26 protein-coding genes and 1 tRNA gene are annotated in these 22,096 nt (G+C 76.4%); 18 read left to right on the top strand and 9 right to left on the bottom strand.

The annotated features are described in order from the left end of the window. Nucleotides 1-41: 41 nt before the first annotated feature. The 7 genes from WA616_RS08510 (at nucleotide 42) to WA616_RS08480 (ending at nucleotide 5,824) form a co-directional block, all read left to right on the top strand. Nucleotides 42-992 carry a PLP-dependent cysteine synthase family protein gene (locus WA616_RS08510; protein ID WP_336028916.1) on the top strand — a complete coding sequence of 317 codons (951 nt, stop codon included), beginning with the start codon at nucleotides 42-44 and terminating at the stop codon, nucleotides 990-992. Continuing rightward, nucleotides 989-1,645 carry an HAD-IA family hydrolase gene (locus WA616_RS08505; RefSeq protein ID WP_336028915.1) on the top strand — a complete coding sequence of 219 codons (657 nt, stop codon included), beginning with the start codon at nucleotides 989-991 and terminating at the stop codon, nucleotides 1,643-1,645. Before WA616_RS08510 ends, WA616_RS08505 begins: the two co-directional genes overlap by 4 nt. 22 nt (nucleotides 1,646-1,667) lie before the next feature. After that, nucleotides 1,668-2,405, top strand: coding sequence for an MBL fold metallo-hydrolase (locus tag WA616_RS08500; protein ID WP_336028914.1), 738 nt, complete (start codon nucleotides 1,668-1,670; stop codon nucleotides 2,403-2,405). Between the two features lie 39 nt (nucleotides 2,406-2,444). Continuing rightward, entirely contained in the window at nucleotides 2,445-3,413 is a 969-nt protein-coding gene (locus WA616_RS08495; RefSeq protein ID WP_336028913.1) for a DNA polymerase domain-containing protein, read from the top strand. 117 nt (nucleotides 3,414-3,530) lie between these two features. Continuing rightward, nucleotides 3,531-4,016: a DUF4262 domain-containing protein gene (locus tag WA616_RS08490; protein ID WP_336028912.1), complete on the top strand. Its 486-nt coding sequence runs from the start codon at nucleotides 3,531-3,533 to the stop codon at nucleotides 4,014-4,016. A 221-nt stretch (nucleotides 4,017-4,237) separates the two neighbouring features. Continuing rightward, on the top strand, nucleotides 4,238-5,113 hold the full coding sequence (locus WA616_RS08485) for an alpha/beta hydrolase family protein (RefSeq protein ID WP_336028910.1): 876 nt from the start codon (nucleotides 4,238-4,240) through the stop codon (nucleotides 5,111-5,113). Nucleotides 5,114-5,236: 123 nt separating this feature from the next. Beyond that, nucleotides 5,237-5,824 carry a QsdR family transcriptional regulator gene (locus WA616_RS08480; RefSeq protein WP_336028908.1) on the top strand — a complete coding sequence of 196 codons (588 nt, stop codon included), beginning with the start codon at nucleotides 5,237-5,239 and terminating at the stop codon, nucleotides 5,822-5,824. 15 nt (nucleotides 5,825-5,839) lie between these two features. Here WA616_RS08480 and bcp read toward each other — a convergent pair whose 3' ends face one another. Together bcp and WA616_RS08470 are read right to left on the bottom strand one after the other, a co-directional pair. After that, the gene (bcp, locus tag WA616_RS08475) at nucleotides 5,840-6,328 is read right to left on the bottom strand and encodes a thioredoxin-dependent thiol peroxidase (RefSeq protein WP_336028906.1); all 489 of its coding nucleotides are present in this window, start codon (nucleotides 6,326-6,328) and stop codon (nucleotides 5,840-5,842) included. A 48-nt stretch (nucleotides 6,329-6,376) separates the two neighbouring features. After that, nucleotides 6,377-6,781 (bottom strand): YjbQ family protein, encoded by a 405-nt coding sequence (locus WA616_RS08470; protein WP_336028905.1) that lies wholly within the window; start codon nucleotides 6,779-6,781, stop codon nucleotides 6,377-6,379. Between the two features lie 106 nt (nucleotides 6,782-6,887). On the opposite strand from WA616_RS08470, the gene rph reads away from it, so the two are divergent. The 4 genes from rph (at nucleotide 6,888) to WA616_RS08450 (ending at nucleotide 9,982) form a co-directional block, all read left to right on the top strand. Beyond that, nucleotides 6,888-7,613 carry a ribonuclease PH gene (gene rph / locus WA616_RS08465; RefSeq protein ID WP_336028903.1) on the top strand — a complete coding sequence of 242 codons (726 nt, stop codon included), beginning with the start codon at nucleotides 6,888-6,890 and terminating at the stop codon, nucleotides 7,611-7,613. Further along, a complete protein-coding gene (gene rdgB / locus WA616_RS08460) occupies nucleotides 7,610-8,221 on the top strand; it encodes an RdgB/HAM1 family non-canonical purine NTP pyrophosphatase (protein ID WP_073419031.1) in 612 nt (203 codons plus the stop codon). The genes rph and rdgB overlap by 4 nt, the downstream gene beginning before the upstream one ends. A 91-nt stretch (nucleotides 8,222-8,312) precedes the next feature. Continuing rightward, nucleotides 8,313-8,825, top strand: coding sequence for a pyridoxamine 5'-phosphate oxidase family protein (locus tag WA616_RS08455; RefSeq protein ID WP_336028900.1), 513 nt, complete (start codon nucleotides 8,313-8,315; stop codon nucleotides 8,823-8,825). A 65-nt stretch (nucleotides 8,826-8,890) separates the two neighbouring features. After that, nucleotides 8,891-9,982, top strand: a complete 1,092-nt coding sequence (locus WA616_RS08450) for an HPP family protein (protein WP_336028899.1) — start codon at nucleotides 8,891-8,893, stop codon at nucleotides 9,980-9,982. A 13-nt stretch (nucleotides 9,983-9,995) separates the two neighbouring features. Here WA616_RS08450 and WA616_RS08445 read toward each other — a convergent pair whose 3' ends face one another. Further along, on the bottom strand, nucleotides 9,996-10,841 hold the full coding sequence (locus WA616_RS08445; RefSeq protein ID WP_336028898.1) for a hypothetical protein: 846 nt from the start codon (nucleotides 10,839-10,841) through the stop codon (nucleotides 9,996-9,998). A 199-nt stretch (nucleotides 10,842-11,040) separates the two neighbouring features. Between WA616_RS08445 and WA616_RS08440 the strand changes: the two genes are divergently transcribed. Then, nucleotides 11,041-11,961 carry a DUF6910 family protein gene (locus WA616_RS08440; protein ID WP_336028897.1) on the top strand — a complete coding sequence of 307 codons (921 nt, stop codon included), beginning with the start codon at nucleotides 11,041-11,043 and terminating at the stop codon, nucleotides 11,959-11,961. A gap of 10 nt (nucleotides 11,962-11,971) precedes the next feature. On the opposite strand, the gene WA616_RS08435 is transcribed toward WA616_RS08440, so the two are convergent. After that, a tRNA-Leu gene (locus WA616_RS08435) sits at nucleotides 11,972-12,052 on the bottom strand. A gap of 90 nt (nucleotides 12,053-12,142) precedes the next feature. Between WA616_RS08435 and WA616_RS08430 the strand changes: the two genes are divergently transcribed. After that, nucleotides 12,143-12,403, top strand: a complete 261-nt coding sequence (locus WA616_RS08430) for a DUF3618 domain-containing protein (RefSeq protein WP_336028896.1) — start codon at nucleotides 12,143-12,145, stop codon at nucleotides 12,401-12,403. Between the two features lie 4 nt (nucleotides 12,404-12,407). Further along, the gene (locus tag WA616_RS08425) at nucleotides 12,408-12,905 is read left to right on the top strand and encodes a DUF427 domain-containing protein (protein ID WP_336028895.1); all 498 of its coding nucleotides are present in this window, start codon (nucleotides 12,408-12,410) and stop codon (nucleotides 12,903-12,905) included. A gap of 3 nt (nucleotides 12,906-12,908) precedes the next feature. Here WA616_RS08425 and WA616_RS08420 read toward each other — a convergent pair whose 3' ends face one another. After that, on the bottom strand, nucleotides 12,909-13,526 hold the full coding sequence (locus WA616_RS08420) for a TetR/AcrR family transcriptional regulator (protein WP_336028893.1): 618 nt from the start codon (nucleotides 13,524-13,526) through the stop codon (nucleotides 12,909-12,911). 121 nt (nucleotides 13,527-13,647) lie between these two features. Here WA616_RS08420 and WA616_RS08415 point away from each other — a divergent pair, with 121 nt between their 5' ends. Beyond that, complete coding sequence (locus tag WA616_RS08415) at nucleotides 13,648-14,748, top strand: EAL domain-containing protein (protein WP_336028891.1); 1,101 nt, start codon at nucleotides 13,648-13,650, stop codon at nucleotides 14,746-14,748. Here WA616_RS08415 and WA616_RS08410 read toward each other — a convergent pair. After that, on the bottom strand, nucleotides 14,726-15,307 hold the full coding sequence (locus WA616_RS08410; protein WP_336028890.1) for a histidine phosphatase family protein: 582 nt from the start codon (nucleotides 15,305-15,307) through the stop codon (nucleotides 14,726-14,728). The two genes, WA616_RS08415 and WA616_RS08410, sit on opposite strands and share 23 nt — an antisense overlap. A 59-nt stretch (nucleotides 15,308-15,366) precedes the next feature. Here WA616_RS08410 and WA616_RS08405 point away from each other — a divergent pair, with 59 nt between their 5' ends. Continuing rightward, the gene (locus WA616_RS08405; protein ID WP_336028889.1) at nucleotides 15,367-16,221 is read left to right on the top strand and encodes an aldo/keto reductase; all 855 of its coding nucleotides are present in this window, start codon (nucleotides 15,367-15,369) and stop codon (nucleotides 16,219-16,221) included. A gap of 78 nt (nucleotides 16,222-16,299) precedes the next feature. Here WA616_RS08405 and WA616_RS08400 read toward each other — a convergent pair whose 3' ends face one another. Beyond that, a complete protein-coding gene (locus WA616_RS08400; RefSeq protein ID WP_083628309.1) occupies nucleotides 16,300-16,752 on the bottom strand; it encodes an STAS domain-containing protein in 453 nt (150 codons plus the stop codon). Nucleotides 16,753-16,954: 202 nt separating this feature from the next. Between WA616_RS08400 and WA616_RS08395 the strand changes: the two genes are divergently transcribed. Beyond that, a complete protein-coding gene (locus WA616_RS08395) occupies nucleotides 16,955-18,109 on the top strand; it encodes an acyl-CoA dehydrogenase family protein (protein WP_336028888.1) in 1,155 nt (384 codons plus the stop codon). Continuing rightward, the gene (locus WA616_RS08390; protein ID WP_336028886.1) at nucleotides 18,102-18,779 is read left to right on the top strand and encodes a PaaI family thioesterase; all 678 of its coding nucleotides are present in this window, start codon (nucleotides 18,102-18,104) and stop codon (nucleotides 18,777-18,779) included. The genes WA616_RS08395 and WA616_RS08390 overlap by 8 nt, the downstream gene beginning before the upstream one ends. 16 nt (nucleotides 18,780-18,795) lie before the next feature. On the opposite strand, the gene WA616_RS08385 is transcribed toward WA616_RS08390, so the two are convergent. Both WA616_RS08385 and WA616_RS08380 read right to left on the bottom strand, forming a co-directional pair. Beyond that, nucleotides 18,796-20,895: an HNH endonuclease signature motif containing protein gene (locus tag WA616_RS08385; protein ID WP_336028884.1), complete on the bottom strand. Its 2,100-nt coding sequence runs from the start codon at nucleotides 20,893-20,895 to the stop codon at nucleotides 18,796-18,798. Between the two features lie 82 nt (nucleotides 20,896-20,977). Beyond that, nucleotides 20,978-22,096: an NAD-dependent epimerase/dehydratase family protein gene (locus WA616_RS08380; RefSeq protein ID WP_336028883.1), complete on the bottom strand. Its 1,119-nt coding sequence runs from the start codon at nucleotides 22,094-22,096 to the stop codon at nucleotides 20,978-20,980.

Here is a 22,096-nt window from a genome sequence, read left to right as displayed (position 1 = left end):
CCGCCCACCCCGACCCGCCCCTCCTCCCGGAAGAGCTCCGCATGGCCCGCTTCGCCTCCCTCGTCGACTCGCTCGGCGGCACCCCGCTGGTCGGGCTGCCCAACCTGTCGCCGACGTCCGACGTGCGGCTGTGGGCCAAGCTCGAGGACCACAACCCGACCGGGTCGATCAAGGACCGGGCCGCCATCTCGATGATCGAGGCGGCGGAGAAGGCGGGAGAGCTCCGGCCCGGCGACACCATCCTCGAGCCGACCAGCGGGAACACCGGGATCTCGCTGGCGATGGTGGCCCGGCAGCGCGGTTACAAGCTCATCTGCGTGATGCCGGAGAACACCTCGGTGGAGCGCCGGCAGCTGCTGCAGATGTACGGCGCGCAGATCATCAGCTCGCCGGCCGCGGGCGGCTCCAACCAGGCCGTGGCCATGGCCAAGGAGCTGGCCGCCGAGCACGACGACTGGGTGATGCTCTACCAGTACGGCAACCCGGCCAACGCCGAGGCGCACTACACCGGCACCGGGCCGGAGATCCTCGCCGACCTGCCGTCGATCACCCACTTCGTCGCGGGGCTGGGAACCACCGGCACGCTCATGGGCTGCTCGCGCTACTTCCGCGAGCACAAGCCCGGCGTCCAGGTGATCGCCGCCGAGCCGCGCTACGGCGAGCTCGTCTACGGGCTGCGCAACATCGACGAGGGGTTCATCCCCGAGCTCTACGACCCCGAGCTGCTCGACTCGCGCTTCTCCGTCGGCCCCGACGACGCCATCCACCGCACCCGGCAGCTCGTCGAGCGCGAGGGGATCTTCGCCGGCATCTCGACCGGCGCGATCCTACACGCCGCGCTCGGCGTCGCCGACCGCGAGGTGGCCGCGGGCCGCCGGGCCGACATCGTGTTCATCGTCTGCGACGGCGGGTGGAAGTACCTGTCCACCGGCGCCTACGCGGGCACCCTGGAGGAGGCCACCTCCGCGCTCGAGGGCCAGCTCTGGGCGTGAGCGTCGCGCTGCCCGCCCGCGGACTGCTCTTCGACAACGACGGGGTCCTGGTCGACTCCGACGACGCCGTCACGACGTCGTGGTCGCGCTGGGCGCTCGAGCAGGGCCTCGACCCGGTCGCGGTCATGGCCGTGGTGCACGGCCGCCGCGCCGCCGACACCGTCGCCGACCTGGTCGCCGCCGACCGGCGGGACGCCGCTACCGCGTTGATCGACCGCTACGAGCTCGAGGACGCCCACACGGTCCCGGCCGTCGCCGGCGCCGCCGAGCTGCTGGCAGCCCTGCCGCCGGCCGTGTGGGCCGTGGTCACCTCCGGCACCCCCGACCTGGCCGGCGCCCGGCTGCGCGCGGCGGGTCTGCCGCTGCCCGGCGCGATGGTGACCGGCCGCGACGTGCGCACCGGCAAGCCCGACCCCGAGGGGTACCTGCTCGGCGCCCGCCTGCTCGGGGTGCCGCCGGGGGAGACCGTCGTCGTCGAGGACAGCCCGGCCGGGATCGCCGCCAGCCGCGCCGCCGGGGCGCGCGTGCTCGGCATCGGCGAGCGGGCGCTCGCCACCGGCGAGGCGGACGTCGTCGTCGCCGACCTGTCCGGCGTCACCTGGGCCGACGGCGTCCTGACCGTCCCGGCCGACGCCGTCCTGCACGCCCGCTGAGCGCGGTCGTTAGCCTGACGCCGTGAGGCTCACGGTCGTCGGCTGCTCCGGCAGCGGCCCCGGGCCGACCTCGGCGGCCTCCTGCTACCTCGTCGAGCACGACGGGTTCCGGGTGCTGCTCGACCTCGGCAACGGCGCGTTCGGCGCCCTGCAGGCGCTGGCGGACCCGGACACGATCGACGCCGTCTACCTCACCCACCTGCACGCCGACCACTGCCTGGACGTCGCGCCGATGGTCGTGTGGCACCGCTGGTCCGGCCGCTCCTCGCGCCGCCGGGTGCCGCTCATCGCGCCCGCCGGCGCCGACCGGCGCCTGGCGCAGGCCCACGACGCCGACGGCGCCCCGCTGACCGACGTCTTCGACTTCGCCGTCACCCCGGTCTCCGCCGTCCTCGGGCCGTTCGAGGTGCGGACGGCGCGCACCGCGCATCCCGCCGAGTGCCACGCCATCCGGCTGACCGCGCACGGGTCCTCGCTGGTCTACACCGGCGACACCGGGCCGAGCGCGGCGGTGGTCGACCTCGCGCGGGATGCCGACGTGCTGCTCGCCGAGGCGGCCCACCCCGAGCGCGACGACCTGCCGCCGGACCTGCACCTGACCGGCCGGCAGGCCGGCGAGGCGGCGGCCGCCGCCGGGGTGCGCCGGCTCCTGGTGACGCACGTGCCGGCCTGGGTCGACCCGGCCGCGCAGCTCGCCGCGGCGCAGGCGGTGTTCCCCGCCGCCGAGCTGGCCCGGCCGGGCGCCACCTACCTCGTCTGAGCGCTTGCCCGCCGCGCGCCCGGCGGGCACGGTGGCCCGGTGGCCGACGAGGAGCGCGACGGGGTCCGGCTGACCAGCCTCGATCAGCCCCTCGGTGACGGGCTGGAGGTGACCAAGGGCGACCTGGTCGACCACCTGGACCGCTTCGCCGACCGGATCGTGCCGCAGCTGGCCGGGCGGCCGCTGTCGATCAAGCGGGTGCGGCCGGGCCAGGAGCCGTTCATGCAGCGCAACGTGGCCAAGGGGGCCCCGGACTGGGTGCGCACCGTGCCGGTCTGGTCCTCCGGTGCGCACCGCGAGGTGCACCAGGTGCTCTGCGACGACCGCCGCACGCTGCTGTGGCTGGCCAACCAGCGCGCCGTGGAGTTCCACGTCCCCTTCTTCCAGGCGGGTGCGGAGACCGCGCCGACCGGCATCGTGCTCGACCTCGACCCGCCGGAGGGCGCGGACTTCGACGTCGTGGTGGCCGCCGCCGGCCTGGTGCGCGAGGCGCTCGCGGCGGCGGGCCTGGCCGGGGCGGTGAAGACCAGCGGGTCCAAGGGCGTGCACGTCGTGGTGCCGGTGCGCGGCGTCGGGCCCGAGGACGCGGCGGCCGCGACCCGCGCGCTGGCCGCCCGGGCCGCCGCCCTCGACCCGGACGTCGCGACGACCGCCTACATCAGGGAGGACCGGCACGGCCGCGTCTTCCTCGACTCCACGCGCTCGGGCTCCTCGACGATCGTGGCCGCCTACAGCCCGCGGATCCGCCCCGGCCTGCCGGTGTCGGCGCCGGTGTCGTGGGAGGACCTGGCCGCCGTCCGGCCCGGCGACGTCACGGTGACGACGGCGCCCGGCCTCCTGGGCGACGGCGACCCGTGGACGGCGCTGCTGCCCGACCCGCAGGAACTGCCGGCGGACCTGCTCACGGAGGGCCGCACCATCCCGGTCGCCCGGGTCCAGGCGATGCACGAGGGCAAGCGACGGGCCCGGGCGAAGCGGCAGGCGGGGGAGGGGGCGGCGGGGGACTGAGGCACCGACGATCCGGGCACCGACGTTCTGGGCACCGCCGTCCACAGGGGCGCCCGCCGTCCACGACCGGGGGAACGACCGGCCGTCCTGTCGGTGCCCGGACGCAGGCTCTCCGGCATGACGTCCGACCCGCAGACCACCGCCTGGCTCGACCAGGAGGACGCCCACCTCGCCGCCGTGATCCGCCGCTCCCGCTTCGCCGTGCAGTACGTGGGCCCCGGCGACCAGCCGGGCGAGCCGGCCTTCGGCTACACGATCGGCCTGTTCGGGCTGGGCTCCCCGGAGCTGGTCGTCGTCGGGCTCGGCGCCACCACCACGCACGCGCTGCTCGACGCGGTCGCCGGCGAGGTCGTCCTCGGCCGGTCCCTGGTGCCGGGCGAGCTCCTCGACGAGCCCGCCGTGCGGGGTGGCCTGGTGGTGGAGGAGTGCCCGAACCCCGGGGAGGTCCTCTTCGGCGCGAACCGCTGGTACCGCCGCCCGCCCGAGTACTCCGTGCCCGCCCTGCAGCTGACGTGGTCCTCCCCGCCCGGCTCGTTCCCGTGGGACCCGGGCTGGGACGGCGGTCGGTACGGTCAGCCGCGGCCCGGGACCTGGACGGCCTGATGCCGCCAGCCGGGCGAAGACGCAGGTGAGAACGCGACACGCCCGGGGTGGAACATCCCGGAGAAATGTTCCAGCGACCCCTTCCGCCGGACGGACCGGCCCGTTACGTTTCGGTCACGCAGAGGCGTGACGCAGACCACACGGAGTGGGCCCGGCGCCGACGCGGTCCGTCCCCTCCCGCGGTGGGTGCTGCGTGCCCGCGGTTCCTCGAAAGGACCTCCGTGCGAATCCGACGTCTCCTGACGGGCGCTGTCGCGGCGACCGTCACCGCCCTGGCGACCGTGGTCGCCGGCGCCTCCCCGGCCAGCGCCGACGAGTCCTGGTGGCGCGGGCCGGCGCCCACGCAGGCGAGCATCTCCGCGTCCACCGGGCCCTTCGCCAGCACGTCGACCACCGTCTCGGACTTCTCCACCCCGGGCTTCGGCGCGGCGACGATCTACTACCCGACGACCACCACGCAGGGGACCTTCGGTGGCGTCGCGATCTCGCCGGGCTACACCGCCGGCCGGGAGACCGTCGCCTGGCTCGGCCCGCGGCTGGCCTCGCAGGGCTTCGTCGTCATCGTCTTCGACACCAACTCCCGCTACGACCAGCCCTCCGCGCGCGGTGACCAGCTGCTGGCCGCGCTGGACTACCTGACCCGCTCGAGCTCGGTGCGCGCACGGGTCGACGCCAACCGCCTGGCCGTCGTCGGCCACTCCATGGGCGGTGGCGGCACGCTCGAGGCGGCCAAGGACCGGCCGACGCTGCGGGCCGCCGTCCCGCTGACCGGCTGGAACACCGACAAGACCTGGCCCGAGGTGCGCACGCCCACCCTGGTCATCGGCGCCGAGAACGACAGCGTCGCGCCGGTCAGCAGCCACTCGATCCCGTTCTACAACTCGCTGACCAACGCGCCCGAGCGGGCCTACCTCGAGCTCAACGGCGCCAGCCACTTCGCGCCCAACAGCCCGAACACGGTGATCGCGGCCAACACGATCGCCTGGCTCAAGCGGTTCGTCGACACAGACACCCGGTACTCGCAGTTCATCTGCCCCGGCCCGTCGGTCTCGGCGTTCGGGGACGTCTCCGACTACCGGAACACCTGCCCGGTCTGACCCGGCCGCGCACCGCCCCCGGGGCGGCCACCGTCCTCCGACGGTGGCCGCCCCTCCCGCGTCCGGGGGAGGGGCGGCCGTGCGCCGTGTCCCCGCCGCTCGCCCGGCCCCTAGGCTCGGACCGTGATCGCGCCGAGGGAAGAGGTCGTCCACCGGGCGGCGCGCACCCTCCTGGCGGGCGAGCGCCTGGACACCACGACGCTCGCCGCGCAGCTCGGCATCTCCCGCGTGACGCTCTTCCGGCGCGTCGGCAACCGCGACGCCATCCTCGGCGAGGCCATGTGGTGGCTCGCCGAGCGCACCCTGCGCCGCGCGACCGAGGCCCACGACGCCCGCCCCCGGGGCGCCGAGCCCCCCGGCCGGCTGCGCAGCCTGGCGATCGCCGAGGACTTCCGCCACGTGCTCGGCACCGCGCCGTCGCTGCGCCGGTTCATCGACGACGAGCCGACCACCGCGCTGCGGGTGCTCACCGACCCCCGCGGCCGCGTGCAGCCCCGGCTCGCCGAGGCCTACACCGCGCTGTTCGAGCGCGACGTCGAGGAGCGGGGGCTGACGCCGGAGATCGCGCTGCCGCTGCTCTCCTACGCCGTGGTGCGTCTGGGCGAGTCGTTCCTCTACTCCGACGTCATGGTCTCCCGCGACCCCGACCTCAAAGCGGCCACCACCGTCATCGACGCGCTGGTGACCGGCGTGCTCGGGGTGCGCGACTGAGCCGGGACGACCGGCTCAGCCCAGCCCGAGGTCGCGGCGCAGCTTCGCGACGTGCCCGGTGGCCTTGACGTTGTACGCCGCCCGCTCGATCCGGCCCTCGGCGTCGACGACGAAGGTGGAGCGGATCACGCCCTGCACCTCCTTGCCGTACAGCTTCTTCGTGCCGAACGCGCCGTAGGCGGCGAGCACCGTCTTGTCCGGGTCGGAGACCAGCGTGATGCCCAGGCCCTCCTGCTCCCGGAAGCGGGCCAGCTTCTCCGGCGGGTCGGGCGAGATGCCGATGATGTCCAGCCCCGCCTCGGCCAGGTCGCCGGCCGCCGCGGTGAAGTCGACCGCCTGCGTGGTGCAGCCGGGGGTCAGCGCCGCCGGGTAGCAGTAGACGATCACCCGCCGGCCGCGGCGGTCGGCGAGGGAGACCGGGGTGCCGTCGGCGTCGGGCAGCGTGAAGTCCGGCGCCGGGTCACCGGGCGCCAGGCGGACGGGTGCGGGCGCGGTCTCGCTCATGACCGGCATCCTGCCGTGCCCTGCCGACGCCGCGGGGGGAGGGGCGCGTCAGCCCCGCAGGAACGACAGCCGCACCTGCCGTTGCGGGTTGTCGCGGTTGGGGTCGACCAGGCAGATGCGCTGCCAGGTGCCCAGCTGCAGCCGCCCGCCGAGCACCGGCACCGTGGCGTGCGGCGGCACGAACGCCGGCAGCACGTGGTCGCGGCCGTGGCCGGCGCTGCCGTGCCGGTGCCGCCAGCGGTCGTCCCGGGGGAGCAGCTCGTCGAGCTGGGCGAGCAGGTCGTCGTCGCTGCCCGACCCGGTCTCGATGATCGCCAGCCCCGCCGTCGCGTGCGGCACGAAGACCTGCAGCAGCCCGTCGCCCTCCCCGCGCACGAACTCCTCGCACTCCCCGGTCAGGTCCACCACCGTGGGCACCCCGCCGGTCCGGACCGTCCGCAGCTCCGATCGCACCGGGCGATCCTGGCATCTCGCCCGGCGGGCGGCCGGGCGGCCGGGCGGCCGCCTCGTCGCGGGACCCTCCGGGCCCCCCTCCTCGACGGCACTACTGTCGGGGCCCGTGACCCGCCCCGACGGCCGCGCGGCCGACCAGCTCCGCCCGGTCAAGATCACCCGCAACTGGCTCGACCACGCCGAGGGCTCGGTGCTCGTCGAGTTCGGCCGCACCCGCGTGCTGTGCGCGGCCAGCGTCACCGAGGGCGTCCCGCGCTGGCGCAAGGGCTCGGGCCTGGGCTGGGTCACCGCCGAGTACGCCATGCTCCCGCGCGCCACCCACACCCGCGGCGACCGCGAGTCGGTGCGCGGCAAGATCGGCGGCCGCACCCACGAGATCAGCCGGCTCATCGGCCGCTCGCTGCGCGCCGCCGTCGACCTCGGCGCCCTGGGCGAGAACAGCATCGCCCTCGACTGCGACGTCCTGCAGGCCGACGGCGGCACCCGGACGGCGGCCATCACCGGCGCCTACGTGGCCCTCGCCGACGCCGTCACCTGGCTCGGCGACCGGAAGAAGCTCGCCGGGAAGAAGGCGCCGCTCGTGCAGTCGGTGGCGGCGGTCAGCGTCGGGGTGGTCGACGGCGAGCCCCGGCTCGACCTCGCCTACGAGGAGGACGTCCGCGCCGGCACCGACATGAACGTCGTCTGCACCGGCGAGGGCGGCTTCGTCGAGGTGCAGGGCACCGCCGAGGGCGCGGTGTTCGACCGGCCCACCCTCGACCGGCTGCTCGACCTCGCCGTCGCCGGCTGCGCCGAGCTCACCCGGATCCAGCAGGAGGCCCTGCAGCGATGACCACCCGCCTGCTCCTCGCCACGCGCAACGCCGGCAAGCTCGCCGAGCTGCAGCGGCTGCTCGCCGACGCCGTCCCCGGCGTCGAGGTGGTCGGCCTGCGCGACGTCCCCGAGTACCCGGAGGCGCCCGAGACCGGCGCGACCTTCGCGGAGAACGCCCTGCTCAAGGCCCGCGAGGCCGTCCGGTACACCGGGCTGCCGGCCGTCGCCGACGACTCGGGGATCGCCGTCGACGCCCTCAACGGCATGCCCGGCGTGCTCTCGGCGCGCTGGTCGGGCCGGCACGGCGACGACGCCGCGAACACCGCGCTGCTGCTCGGCCAGCTCGGCGACGTCCCCGACGAGCGGCGCGGCGCGGCGTTCGTCTGCGCGGCCGCGCTGGTCACCCCCGACGGCGCCGAGGCGGTGCTGGAGCGGCAGTGGCGCGGGCGGGTGGTGCGCGAGCCGCGCGGCACCCACGGCTTCGGCTACGACCCCGTCTTCGTGCCCGACGGCCTCGAGCTCACCTCGGCCGAGCTCGAGCCCGCGGAGAAGGACGCCCGCAGCCACCGCGGCCAGGCCTTCGCCGCGCTGGTGCCGGAGGTCGCCCGGGTGCTGCGCGCGGGCTGAGCGCCGTCAGGGGCGACGGCGGGGACGACGGCGGGGCGCGATGAGTCCCGGGCGCCGCGGGGGTCTGCACAGGGACCCCCGAGGAGGAGCCGTGACCACGATCGTCCCGCGCACCGACGTCGACGTCCGCTACGGCGAGCCCGGCGCGTCCGCCCGCCCCTGGGAGGAGGCCGAGGACGCGCTGCGCCGCGCGCAGATCACCTGGATCTCCACCGTCCGGCCCGACGGCCGCCCGCACGTCACCCCGCTGCTGACCGTCTGGCGCGACGGCGCCCTGCACTTCTGCACCGGCGCGCACGAGCGCAAGGCCCGCAACCTCGAGACCAACCCGGCCGTGGTGCTCACGGTGAGCAGCCCGGCCGGCGGCGGCCTCGACGTCGTCGTCGAGGGGGTGGCCGAGCGGGTCGCCGACGACGACCGGCTGCGCGGGCTGGCCGCCGCGTGGGAGGCCGACCACGGCCCGGAGTGGCGCTTCGAGGTGGCCGACGGCGCGTTCGTCGACCCCCACGGCGGCGCGTTCGTGTTCCGGGTCGCGCCGGTGACGGTGTTCGGCTTCGCACGTTCCCCGGCCAGTCAGACCCGGTGGCGTTTCGGCCCGGCCTGATCCGGCACCCCGCCGCGTAGGGTGCCGCCCGCGGCGGGCACGGGCACCCGCGGGGGAGGAGCGGCGTGCGCGTGGACCGGCGGGCGTGGATCGGCGGGCTGCGGCCGGGGCCGGTGGGCTACCGCCGGTCGGAGGTGCTCCGCGGCGGGCTCGGCGCGCTGCTCGGCATCGGGCTGGCGGGGCTGAGCGCGTCGCTGGTCCCGGGCGGTCCGGCCGGGCTGCCGTGGATCGTCGCGCCGATGGGCGCCACCGCCGTCCTGCTCTTCGCCGCGCCCGCCAGCCCGCTGGCCCAGCCGTGGCCGGTGCTCATGGGGAACACGCTGTCCACGCTGGTCGGGGTCGCCGCCGGCAAGTTGCTCGACGACGTCACGCTGGCCGCCGCGGTCGCCGTCGGGGTGGCCATCCCGCTGATGATGGTGCTGCGCTGCGTGCACCCGCCGGGCGGCGCCTGCGCGTTGTTCGCCGCCGTCGGCACGTCCGCGGTTGCCGACCACGGGTGGCTGTTCGCGCTGTGGCCGGTCGGCGTCGACACGGTCGTGCTGCTCGCCGTCGCCGCCGTCGTCAACAACCTCACCGGCCGGCCCTACCCGCACGTGCCCGAGCCGCCGGCGCCGGCCCCGGGGACGGACGCGCCGCCCACCGAGCGGGTCGGGCTGCGGGCCGAGGACGTGCGGGCGGCCATGCAGCGGCTGGACCGGGGCCTCGACGTCCTGCCCGGGGACGTGCTGGCGCTGGTCCGCGACGCCGAGGCGCACGCGCTGGACCGCCGGCTCGGGCAGCTGCGCGTCGGCGCGCTGATGGCCCGGGACGTGCGCACGGTGCAGCCGCAGGAGACCCTCTACCGCGCCCGGATGCTGATGAACCAGCACGCGGTGAAGGCGCTGCCGGTGGTGGACGCGGAGAGCCACGTGGTCGGCATCGTGACGGTGTACGACCTGTTCAACCTCGACGTCGTGGCGCTGACGCCGGTGTCGCAGGTGATGAGCAGCCCGGTGACGACCGTCGGCGAGGACACCCCGGTCTCCGAGCTCGTCGCGCTCATGGCCGACCGCGGGCTGCGGCACCTGCCCGTCGTCGACGGGACGGGCCGGCTCGCCGGGATCGTCACCCGGTCCGAGCTGGTCGCGGTGCTGCACCGGGCGCTCGTCGGCTCCTGAGCGCCCCGGCGGGTCAGCCGGTGGGCCCGCCGGTCGTGCCGGCCCCCGTCCGCGGCGCCTGGGTGGTGGGTTCCGCCGGCGCGGTCTCCCCGGCGTCGTCGCCGGACCCGGTCTCCTCGGACCCCTCGCTGCCGCTCTCCGTCGCCGGGGTGCTCTCCTCCGGCTCCTCCGTCGGCGTGCCGGTCTCCTCGGCGTCGCCGGCAGGCGTCTCGTCCGCGGGGGTCCCGTCGGCCGGCGTCGTGCTCGCCGGGGCCTCCGTCGTCCCCTCGGCGGGGCCGCCGCTCTCCGCCGGGTCGTCGCTGGTGTCGCGCGAGGAGGAGGCGTTGGACAGCTCACCGATGGTGGTCGAGGACGAGGACGTCTCCGTGCCGCCGACCAGCGCGGACACCGGCTGCTGGCTGACCAGCTCGATGCCGGTGACGACCACCATCGCGGTGACGAAGACGGCCGCGGCGTACGCCCCCACGCGCACCCACCGGGGGCGCTGCCGCGGGGCGGGGGCGCGGCGAGGGTCGAGGGAGGCGGGCAGCTCCCGGGTGGCCGTCGTGTCGGCGGGGTCCGCCACGGGGGCGGGCCGGTGCACGCGCGCCTTCCGGAGCCGCTCGCCCGTGGTGGTGAGCGAGGCGCTGTAGAGCGCCGACCCCACGGTGCTCACGATGCTGGCCAGCGCCGCGCCGATGACGGTGCCGGCGACGCCGAAGAAGGACAGCACCACCGCGGAGGAGACCGCGGCGAGCGCACCGGCGGCCACCTGCACGGGGCTGAGCTGGAGGCGGGCCGGCTTCTCGTCGGCCTTCTCGTCGGGCGTCTCGTCGGCAGGGCCGGGACGGGGAACGTTCTCGCTGCGCGGGGAGGTCATGGGCTCCGACGGGTCGTGTCCGGAGGACGAGCGTGCGGGGAAGAGGGACCGGCCCGGCGGACCTCGCTGTACGACCGGGCGGTCCTCCCGACCGTACGACGGCTCGCGGCCGTCTGCAGCGGCCCCGGGCCCGACCTCAGCGTGCCGACCTGCAGAAAGACAGGTGTGTCACGTCCGGCCGCGTGGGCAGTCAGGGGCGGTGCGGATCGACGTGACGGCGGTGCGCGAGCTGCGCTTCGACGACGGCACCCCGGTGACCGCGGCCTCGGGGATCGCCCCGCTCGGCGACGGCTGGCTGGTCGTGCAGGACGACGCGACGTCGGCCGCCTGGCAGCGCCCCGGCGGGGTCGGGCCGGTGCGGCTGTTCCCGCCGGTCGAAGGCTCCGACCGCTTCTCCGAGGCGGCCGGGACGAAGGCGCTCAAGCCCGACCTCGAGGTCGCCTGCCCGGTGGAGGCCGGCGGGGAGCCCGGCGTGCTGCTGCTCGGCTCCGGCTCGGCCGCGCGGCGCACGCGGGGCGCGCTGGTCACCCTCGACGGCGGACGGCCGGTGGTCCGCACCGCCGACCTCGCCCCGCTGTACGACGCCGTCGCCGCGCGCCTCGGCGTGCCGGCGGGGCAGCTGAACCTGGAGGGGGCGAGCCGGACGGGCGACGTGCTGCGCTGGTACCAGCGCGGCAACCTCGCCGCCGGGGTGCGCAACGCCGCCGTCGAGGTGCCGCTCGCGCCGCTGGTGGCGGTGCTGCAGGGGCGCGCCGGCGCGGAGGCCGTGCCGCTCGGCCGGGTGCACGTCCTCGACCTCGGGGAGGTGGCCGGCGTGGGGCTGGCGGTCACCGACGCCGTCGCCCTGCCCGACGGCCGCGAGCTGCTGTCGGCCGCGGCGGAGGACACTCCCAACGCGGTCGACGACGGCCCGGTGGTGGCCACCGCGCTCGTGCTCGCCGACGCCGGCCGCGTGGTCGACGTCGCGCCGGTGCCGGAGGTCGGGGGCCGCGTGGCCAAGGTCGAGGGCCTGGCGCTGCGCGGTACCGACGGGGACGCCGTCCACCTGCTCGCCGTGGTCGACGCCGACGACCCGGACCTGCCGTCGCCCCAGGTGGAGCTGACCGTCTCGCCGGGCTGAGCCGGCCGGGTGCGGGAGGCGGGAGTCGAACCCGCACGCCCGAGGGCACCAGATCCTAAGTCTGGCGTGGCTGCCGTTACACCACTCCCGCGTGGCCGCCGAGTCTAGGCAGGATCGCCCGGCCGGGTGCCCGTGATCGCCGGAACGGGCCGGTCGGCGCGGCGTCTGGCAGGCTGTCGCCGTGCCTCGCGACCCTCGAGAGATCCAGCTGGAGATCGACGCCGCCCGCGAGTCGCTGGCGGCCACCCTGGACCAGCTGGCCTTCCGCGGCAGCCCCACGCGCCTGAAGGCCCAGGGGCAGGCCGCCGTCGTGCGGTTCCTGCAGTCGCCGGCCGGCAAGGCGGCCATCGGCGGCCTCGGGCTGCTGACGTCGCTGGTCGTCGCCCAGAAGGTGCGGCAGCGCAGGCGCGCGGAGCGGACGGTCACGCGCCGCACGCGCTGAGCCGGTGCGCACCCCACGGCGCGACCCGGTCGGTCCCGGGCAGGAGTCGGTCTGGGACTACCCGCGCCCGCCCTCGGCGGAGGTCACGCCGCGCCGGGTCGTCGTTGAGCTCGGCGGGCGGGTCGTCGCGGACACCACCCGCGCGGTGCGGGTCTGCGAGACCAGCCACCCGCCGGTCTACTACGTGCCCCGCGACGACGTCGCCCCGGGCGTGCTGGAGCGCGCGCGGGGGTCGTCGTGGTGCGAGTGGAAGGGCGCGGCCACCTACTGGGACGCCGTCGTCGACGGGCGGCGGTACCCCGCCGTCGCCTGGTCCTACGAGCAGCCCACCGCCGGCTACGAGCACCTGCGCGGCGCGCTGGCGTTCTACCCGAGCCGGGTGGAGCGGGCCACGGTCGACGGCCAGCAGGTGCGCGCCCAGGCCGGCGACTTCTACGGCGGCTGGATCACCGGAGAGGTCGTCGGGCCGTTCAAGGGCGAGCCGGGCACCCTCGGCTGGTGAGCCTCAGGCGCTGCGGCGGACGGCCGGCAGCACGAGCGTGTCGAGGACCGCGTCGGCGTAGGCGTGGTCGATCGGCTCGCGGGTGACCAGCCAGCGCTGCACCAGCAGCGCGGTGCTCGCCTCGGCCGGGATCGACTGCGGCATCTCCGGCCCCACCTCGCCGCGGGCCTGGGCGCGGGCCCACATGTCGGCGTAGGCGCGGCGCCACACCGCCAGCGGGCCCTCGCGGTAGGCCTCGATGAGGGCCGGCTCGTGCTGCATCGCCGCGAGCAACGAGCGGGTGGCCGCGCCGACCGGGCTGGCCATCATCTCGACCATCCGGTGCACCAGCTGGCGCAGGTCGCCCTCGAGCGAGCCGGTGTCGGCGTCGACCGTCCAGGACCGGTTGAGGTCGGAGACGGTGTCGACGACGAGTTCCTGCTTGGTGCGCCAGCGGCGGTAGATCGTGGCCTTGCCGACGCCGGCCTCCGCGGCGACGGCGTCCATCGTCAGCGCCCCGTAGCCGACGTCGCCGAGCAGCCGCAGGATCGCGGCGCGGATGACGTCGTCGCGGCTGGGGTCGCGGGGGCGCCCTCCGCGTCCGGTGCGTGCCGGCGGCTCGGTGATCAGTGCGGCGGCCATGGGGGGACACTAGGGCCTCCGGGCTCCCGCGCGGTCGCCCCGCGGCGCGACGGCGTCCCGGATCTGGTGCGTCCGGTGCGCCTGGTCGCGGGGGGACGCACCGTCGGTCATCCTGCAGCGCGTGTCGAGTCCGGTGTCCACGGTGCTGCCCCCGGCCCGGCGGCGCGAGACGTGGGACCTCCCGGAGGCCGCCACCCGGGTGCTGCTGGCCAGCCCGGCCGAGCACGTGCTGCCCGCCGTGGCCGCCGTCGCGCGGGCGGTCGGCCTGTCGGTGTTCTCCGCGCCGGGCGTGCTCGACCTCTCCGACGAGCGCGACGGCCTGCGGGTGGAGCTGTTCTTCGACCGGATCTCGCGGGAGCTGACCGGGGCCGAGGCGGAGTCCGTGCGCGTGGCCACCGACCCGGCGAACGAGTACACGGCGCTCGTGCGGGGCCTGCTGACCGCGCCCACGCTGGCGCAGGAGCTCGCCCGGCGCGGGGTCACCGCGGAGGTCGGCGTGCTGGCCGAGGCGGAGCTGTGGTCGGCCTACCAGCCGATCGTCGACCTCGCCGACCGGTCCGTCGTCGCCCACGAGGCGCTGCTGCGCGCCGACTCCGACGGCCGGGCCGTCGACGGCGGGGACCTGTTCTTCGTCGCCGACTCCGCCGGCTGGCTGCCGCGGCTGGACCGGGTGGGCCGCGAGTGCGCGATCGCGGGCGCGGCGGGGTGGCTCGGGAGCGCCGACCTGTTCGTCAACACCCAGCCGACGTCGGTGCTCCAGCCCGGCGCCGACCTCGCCAGCACCGTCGAGGCGCTGCAGGCCGCGGGGATCGCCCCGGGGCAGCTCGTGCTCGAGGTGGGGGAGCGGGCCGCCGTCGCCGACCGCGGCCACCTGCTCGCCGTCCTCGAGGCCTTCCGGGAGCGCGGCTGGCGGGTGGCCCTCGACGAGGTGGCCGCCGGCTGGTCGAGCGCCTCGCTGCTCGACGTCGTCCGGCCCGAGGTGGTCAAGCTCGGCCGGGCGCTCGTGTCGGCGCTGCCCGACGACGGCGCCCGCACGGTGGTGCGCACGGTCGCGGCGCACGCCCACGCGCTGGGTGCCGTGGTGGTGGCCGAGGGCGTGGAGACCGAGCAGGCGGCCGACGAGGTCGCGGCGCTGGGCGCCGACCTGGGTCAGGGCTGGCTGTTCGGCCGGCCCGCCGCGCCGGAGCCGGCCGGGGAGGTCAGCCCAGTCCCCACCCCGTGAGCACCGGGCGCGCGTGCTCGTGGCCGAGGACGCCGTAGGCGCCGGCGGGGAGGGCGAACAGGGAGCCGGCGGCGGGCTCGAGGCCCAGCCAGCGCGCGGTGAGCACGCGCAGCACGTGACCGTGCGCGACCAGGGCGACGTCGCCGTCGTCGAGGCGCGCGCGGGCGCGGGCGAGCACCCGGTCCACCCGCTCGCCGACCTGCTCGAGGGTCTCGCCGGGGGTGTCGCCCGCGACGACCGGGTCGCGCCAGACCGACCACTCGCGGCCGAGCTGCTCGCTGATCTCGGCGGTGGTGCGGCCCTCGTAGCCGCCGTAGTCGAGCTCGACGAGGTCGTCGTCGACGCCGGTGGCGGTCAGCCCGGCCAGCTCCGCGGTGCGCCGGGCCCGCTGCCGCGGGCTGGTCCACACCTCGACGATCGTGCGGCGCGCCAGCGCCGGGGCCAGCGAGCGGGCCCGCTCCTCGCCCTCGGGCAGCAGCGGCAGGTCGGTCACGCCGGTGTGCTGGCCGCTCTTGCTCCACTCGGTCGCGCCGTGCCGCAGCACCAGGATCTCGCCCACGCCGCCCATCGAACACGCCCCGGGGAACACCTGCGCGGGCTGGTGTGCTGGCACCGGGCATGACCACTGCTCAGCTCAGCGACACCTTCGCCCTCGGCGGCGACCTGACCGTCCACCGTCTCGGCTACGGCGCCATGCAGCTGCCCGGCCCGGGCGTCTGGGGCGAGCCGGCCGACCGGGACGGCGCGCTGCGCGTCGTGCGCGCCGCGGTCGAGCAGGGCGTCGACCTCATCGACACCGCCGACTCCTACGGGCCCTTCGTCAGCGAGCAGGTCATCGCCGAGGCGCTGCACCCGTACCCGGAGGGCCTGGTCATCGCGACCAAGGCCGGCCTGACCCGGCAGGGTCCCGGCATCTGGACGCCGGTGGGCCGCCCGGCCTACCTCAAGCAGCAGGTGGAGCTCTCGCTGCGGCACCTGCGGGTGGAGCGCATCGACCTCATCCAGCTGCACCGCATCGACTCCCAGGTGCCGCTGGGCGACCAGCTCGGTGCCTTCAAGGAGCTGCAGGACGAGGGCAAGGTCCGCCACATCGGCGTCTCCGAGGTCTCGGTGGACCAGCTGCGCGACGCCCGCGACATCGTCGACGTCGTCAGCGTCCAGAACCTCTACAACCTCACGAACCGGCAGTCGCAGGACGTCCTCGACTACGCCACGGAGAACGGCATCGCGTTCATCCCGTGGTTCCCGATCGCGACGGGCGACCTCGCCGCGCCGCACAGCCCGGTGGCCGACATCGCCCGCGAGCTGGACGCCACCCCCGCGCAGGTGGCGCTGGCCTGGCTGCTGCAGAAGTCGCCGGTGGTGCTGCCCATCCCGGGCACCAAGTCGGTCGACCACCTGACGGAGAACATGGGCGCCGCCGGTCTCTCGCTCTCCGACGAGGACATGGCGCGCCTGGACGCCCTGGCCTGAGGCGCCCTGACCTGAGACGCCCTGGCCGGGGGCGTCCCGGCCGGCGGCGTCCTGGCCGGGGGCGTCCCGGCCAGGGGCTCAGCGCCGCCGGTCGAGGACGAACGGGACGGTCGGCGGGAGGGGCGCCTCGCGCCCGTGCAGGGGGTTGGGCTCCGGGTGCCGGCGCTGCGCCGGCACCCGGCGGTCCGGCCGCGGCGGCACGGGGTCCTGCCCGCTGAGCGGGCCGTCGAGCTCGAGCCGCGCGCCGAGCCCGGCGTCGGCGACCTGGCGGCGGACCGCCGCGGGCGCGCCCACCACCCGGAGGCGGCGGCCGGCCGCGGCGAGGGTGTCGCTGAAGCGGGCCAGCGCCTGCAGGCCGGTGCCGTCGCCGAAGCGGGCGCCGGCGACGTCGACGACGACGCTGCCGGTGCCGCGGCCGGCGGCGTCGGTCAGGGCGGCGACCAGGCGGTCGAGGGTCGACCGCCCGGCGTCTCCGGTGAGGCGGACGACCACCTGGGCGGGAGCAGGGACGAGTGCGACGGAGAGGTGCACGGGGACTCCGGGGGACAGCGGGCGCCGCTGGGTTCGGGCACCGGGGACGAACGTAGTGCGCGCAGCCGCAGCTCACAACGGGGAGTGCTCGGTCGGTAGCTGAACGTCCAGGCCTCGGGCGTGGGGAACATCCGGCGTCCGTGTTACATCTCCCACGTCCTCCCCGGTCGTCCGCAGGGCCTCCGGACGGCACCATGGGGGCGTGGACGCCGAGGACTTCACGCAGATCAGGGACGCGGTGCGCCAGCTCGTGCGGGAGGTGGTGGTCCCCCGCGAGGAGGAGATCGACCTCCACGACCGCATCCCCGAGGAGCTGCGCGGCGCCGCCGCCGACATGGGCCTGTTCGGCTACGCGCTGCCCGAGGAGTACGGCGGCCTCGGCGTCTCGATGAGCGAGGACGTGGAGCTCGCGTTCGAGTTCGGCTACACGACGCCGGCGTTCCGTTCCCTGTTCGGCACCAACAACGGCATCGCCGGGCAGGTGATCGCGCGCTTCGGCAGCGAGGAGCAGAAGAAGGCCTACCTGCCCCGGCTGGCGGCCGGTGAGCTGATCGGCTCGTTCGCGCTCACCGAGGCCGAGGCGGGCTCTGACCCGGCCGGCCTGCGCACCGCCGCCCGCCGCGACGGCGAGGGCTGGGTGGTCAACGGGGCCAAGCGCTACATCACCAACGCGCCGCTGGCCGACCTGTTCGTCGTCTTCGCCCGGACCGACCCGGAGGAGAAGGGCGGCCGGGGGATCTCCAGCTTCGTCGTCGACGCGAAGGCGCCCGGCGTCACGCTCGGGCCCAAGGACGTGAAGATGGGCCAGTCGGGGGCGTGGACCTCCGAGGTGTTCTTCGACGACGTGCACGTGCCGGCCGACGCGCTGGTGGGCGAGGAGGGGCGCGGCTACTCGAAGGCGCTCACCGTGCTCTCCCGCGGGCGGCTGCACATCGCGGCGTTGTGCGTGGGGATGGCGCAGCGGGTGCTCGACGAGTCGGTGGCCTACGCCGCGACGGCGAAGCAGGGCGGTGCCCCGATCGGCCGGTTCCAGCTGGTGCAGGCGCTGATCGCGGACATGCACGCGGAGACGGTGGCCGGCCGGGCGATGGTGCGCGAGGTGGCCGCGCGGTACGACTCCGGCGAGGACACCTCGATCGGGCCGTCGTCGGCGAAGTTGTGGTGCAGCGAGATGGTGGGCCGGGCCACCGACCGCGCCGTCCAGGTGCACGGCGGGCTGGGCTACCTGCGGACGACGCCGGTGGAGCGCTTCTACCGCGACGCCCGCCTCTACCGGCTCTACGAGGGCACCAGCGAGGTGCAGCGGGTGATCGTCGGCAGCGGGCTGCTGCGCGCGGCCGGCATGCCGCGTGGCTGAGCCGCTCACGCCGGAGGGGCGCGCCGCCCGGCGGGCTGCGGTCGGCGAGCTGGGTGACGCGCTGCGCGAGCTGGTCGACGCCGCCGTGCGGACCGAGGTGCCCGACGCCGAGCTCGAGGCCGCGGCGGCCGCCGCGCGGGAGCTGGCCGCGCGGCTGCGCACCGCGGGTCGCGGCCTGCACGACATCGCCCGCGTCGACGACCCGGAGACGGGGGAGCGCTGGTACAGCCCGGTGTACGGGCCGGGCAGCCCGGTGGCGCCGCCGCTCGTCGCCACCGACAGCCCCGACGGGCGGGCGACCGGCCGGGTCACCGCGGGCAAGCCGCACGAGGGGCCGCCCGGGCTGGTGCACGGCGGGGTGGTGGCCACGCTGCTCGATCACGTGCTCGCCCGCGCCCTGCGCGCGGCCGGGCGGGGTGGGCTGACGGCCACGCTGACCGTCCGCTACCGGCGGCCGGTGCACCTGGGCGTCCCGCTGCTGCTCACCGCGGAGATGGGGGAGACCGTCGGCCGGCGGACGACGGCGCACGCCCGGCTGGTGGCCGAGGACAGTCCCGAGGTGGTGCTCGCCGAGGCGGAGGGCCTGTTCGTGGCGCTGCGCGCCGAGCAGGCCGCGGACGTGTTCGCCGCCACCGGCCGGTCGGTGGGCGCCTGGACCAGCCGGAGCTGACGGTTCCCCGTCGCCCTCAGTAGGGCGGGGGCTCCGTGCTCGCGGTGAGGCCGCTGGGGGTGGTGACGGTAAGGGTGCCGTGGGGCTGCAGGTCGTGGTGCCAGCCGGGTGCCTGGTGCTTGCCGCGGTGGTGGCCGGTGCAGAAGCCGGTGAGGTTGGCTGCGGTGGTGGCGCCGAGCGGCCAGGGGGTGGCGTGGTCGAGCTCGCCGCGCTTGGGCACGGGGCGGCGGCAGCCGGGGAAGCGGCAGCGGCGGTCGCGGGCGCGGACGTGCCGGTCGAGGGCGGCGGCCGGCCGGTAGCCGTCGGTCTCGCTGGGTGCGTGCAGGCCGGTGCCGGCGCGGGTGGCGCGGCGCAGCTCCGGTAGGTCGGTGAGGGTGAGCAGGGCGCCGGTGAGGGCGTGGGTGACGGCGATCCGCGGCCTGTCGGCGAGCCCGCCGCCGGCGGTGCGGCCGAGCAGGTCGGCCAGGTCGAGCCGGGTGTCATCGGTGGCCGCGGTGAGTGCGGTGACCGCGTCGGCCGCTGAGGTGACGCGGCCGGCCGGGCTGTCCTCCCAGGCGCCCTCGTCACTCGCGTCGGCGCGCTCGGCGGTGGCCACCAGGCGGCGGGCACGCCCGATCGCCTGATCGGCGTCGAGCAGCGCGGCGCCGGCGTCGTTCACGGCGTCATCGGCGCGGGCCCACCAGCCGTCGGGTTCGGGTGGGCCGGGGCGGTCGGGCGGCGGGTCCGGGTCGTGGTCGGCCCGGTCCTCGGGGTGGTCGGCGTGGTCGTCGGGATCGAGGTCGTCCCGGGGTGGTGACCATCCGGGCGGTGGCTGCCCGGCCACGCGGGCGTCCTCTTCGGCGGCCCACCGGATGAGCACCTGTTCGGGGATCGGATCGTCCCAGCCGTCGGGGAGGGTCTCGGCGGTGCGGGCGTCCTCCTCGGCGGCCCATCGCTCGAGGACCTCTGCCGGGATGGGCTCGTCCCAGCCGTCGGCGAGGGTCTCGGCGGTCGCGTCTGCGGGGACATCCGGCACCGTGTCCTCGGGGTCGCCGGCCGCCGGGTGCTCGACAGCGGTGTCCTCGGTCGCGGTGTCCTCGGTCGCGGTGTCCTCGGTCGCGGTGTCCTCGGTCGCGGTGTCCTCGGTCGCGGTGTCCTCGGTCGCGGTGTCCTCGGGCACGGCATCCTCGGCGGGTGCCGCGGCATCCTCAGCGGCGGTGATGCGGGCGCCGGTGAGGGCGGAGAGGAGCGCGCGGACGACCTCGGCGGGGACGACCTGGCCGTCGATCTCGCACGGCTGGTCACCACCGAGCAGCGCACCGACCGGTGCCACGACGGTGAGCACCACCTGCACCGGGGACAGGCCGTTCTCGCCGGGCCGCAGCACCAGGTCGAGCAGGGCGTCGGCCATCTTCTGCCCGCGGGTGCGCCCGTCGTCGGGCAGCGCGTCGGCGTACGCGCCGAGCGCCGCCAGCAGGGCCGCCGCCTCGGGCGTCGTGAGCAGCGCGGAGACGACCGCCATGCCGTCGCAGGAGTCGGGCCGGCAGGACAGCCCGCGGCGCGTGATGGCGCGGGCGAGATCCTCGGCCGCGGAGCGGGCCTTGCGCTTGAGCACCTCGCGCCGCGCCTTGTCCCGCAGCTGCGCCGGCGTGCACACCGCGCCGCGGCGGGTGGCCCAGGCGAGCAGGTCCCGCTCCAATTTCGCGCGGACCGTGTCGTCAGCGACGGGGGCGACGTGGTCGAGCATCGCGGTGACGTGCCCGCCGTGGACGGCACCGGACTCCAGCGCATCGAGTGTCGCCGGTAGCCGGTGCACCAGGGTGAGGGAGGTGGTCAGCAGGGACTCGGCCGCGGTCGCGGTCAACGACAGGGCGATCGACAGCTCCTGGGTGGCCCACTCGCTCACCGACCGCAGCAGCTCCGGCCGCACCGCCCACCGGTCCGCCGCCATCGCCCCGCGCGTGCCCTGCGGCCGGTCCACCGACGCGGGACGGGAGAGCGCGAACGCCGCCACCGCTCGGTACCGCAGCGCCGACCGCCGCGACACCTCCCGGTCACACGCCTGCACCAGCCCCAGCGGCCCGGACGCCCACCCCACGGCAGGCGCCCCGGCGGGAGCGGGCAGGACCGTCGTCACGACTTCGATCATAGGTTCGAACGGAGGCGTGCTCAACCCCTGTGGACAGGCGAGAACCGCTGGTCAGCGGCGCGCCGGCACCTCAGTCGGGGCGGCGGTTCGGCACGTTGCGCGGGTCTCCGGCCGGGTCGTGCTCGCGGCCGCCGGAGGCGCTCAGCAGCGGCCCGGGGCCGCCGTCGCCCCGGGCGAGCGCGGTGACGAACTGGCGCAGCACGTCGTCGCCGCGGTGGGCCGGCTGCCAGCCCAGCTGCGTGCGGGCGCGCGCGGTCTCCAGCACCGGCGACTGCAGGCCGAGGTCGAGCCAGCCCGGCTCCGTGGGCGTCAGGTGCGCGCGGAAGGCCGCCGTCAGCCCGGCACGCAGCACCGCGGCCGGCACGGGGATCCGCGTGGTCCCGAGCGCGCGGGCCAGGCCGTCGGCGTCGAGCGCCGGGTCGGCGGAGAGGTTGAACGGGCCGGGCGCGCGCCGGTCGAGCATGCGGGTGATCGCGTCGGCGACGTCGTCGGCGTGCACGAGCCCCACCCGCAGCGACGGCAGGGGGAGCGGCAACACCGACGCCACCTGCGCGGGCACCAGGCGCGCGGCGCCGAACAGCAGCGGGCCGAGGAAGTAGCGGCCGATCTCGCTGGCCGCCTCGGGCTGCAGCACCAGGGTGGGGCGGACGACGGTGAGCGTGACGTCCTGCTTGCGGCCCACCACCTCGCGCACCACGCGCTCGGCCTCGGACTTCTGCCGGCTGTACTGCGACGACGGGATGCCGGTGACCGGCCAGTCCTCGGTCACCGGCCGGGCGCCCCCGCCCGCGGCGTACGCGCCCAGCGACGACATGTGCACGACGTGCTGCACCCCCGCCGCGACGGCGGACCGCATCACCCGCCGGGTGCCGTCGACGTTCGCCTTGTGCAGCTCGTCGCTCTTCCGCCCGGGCTGCAGCGCCCACGCCAGGTGCACGACGGCGTCGACGTCCTCGAGCAGGTTGGTGAGCGCCTGCTCGCTCGCGGTCTCGCCCAGGTCGGCGTGGTACCAGGTCACCGACGAGTAGGGCTCGGTGTCCGGCGGCTGCCGGCGGGCCAGGCCGCGGACCTCCGCCACCCCGCTGCCCGGTGCGGTCAGCCGGCGCAGCAGCGCGGTGCCGACGTTGCCGCTGGCGCCGGTGACCGCGACGCGCAGGCCCTTCAGGTGTGCCTGGGGGAGCTCAGCCAT

Source organism: Geodermatophilus sp. FMUSA9-8 (genome assembly GCF_037034165.1).
Taxonomy (GTDB): Bacteria; Actinomycetota; Actinomycetes; order Mycobacteriales; family Geodermatophilaceae; genus Geodermatophilus; species Geodermatophilus nigrescens.
The sequence above is the reverse complement of the archived record's forward strand: the minus strand, read 5'-3'. Positions and strand labels throughout refer to the sequence as shown.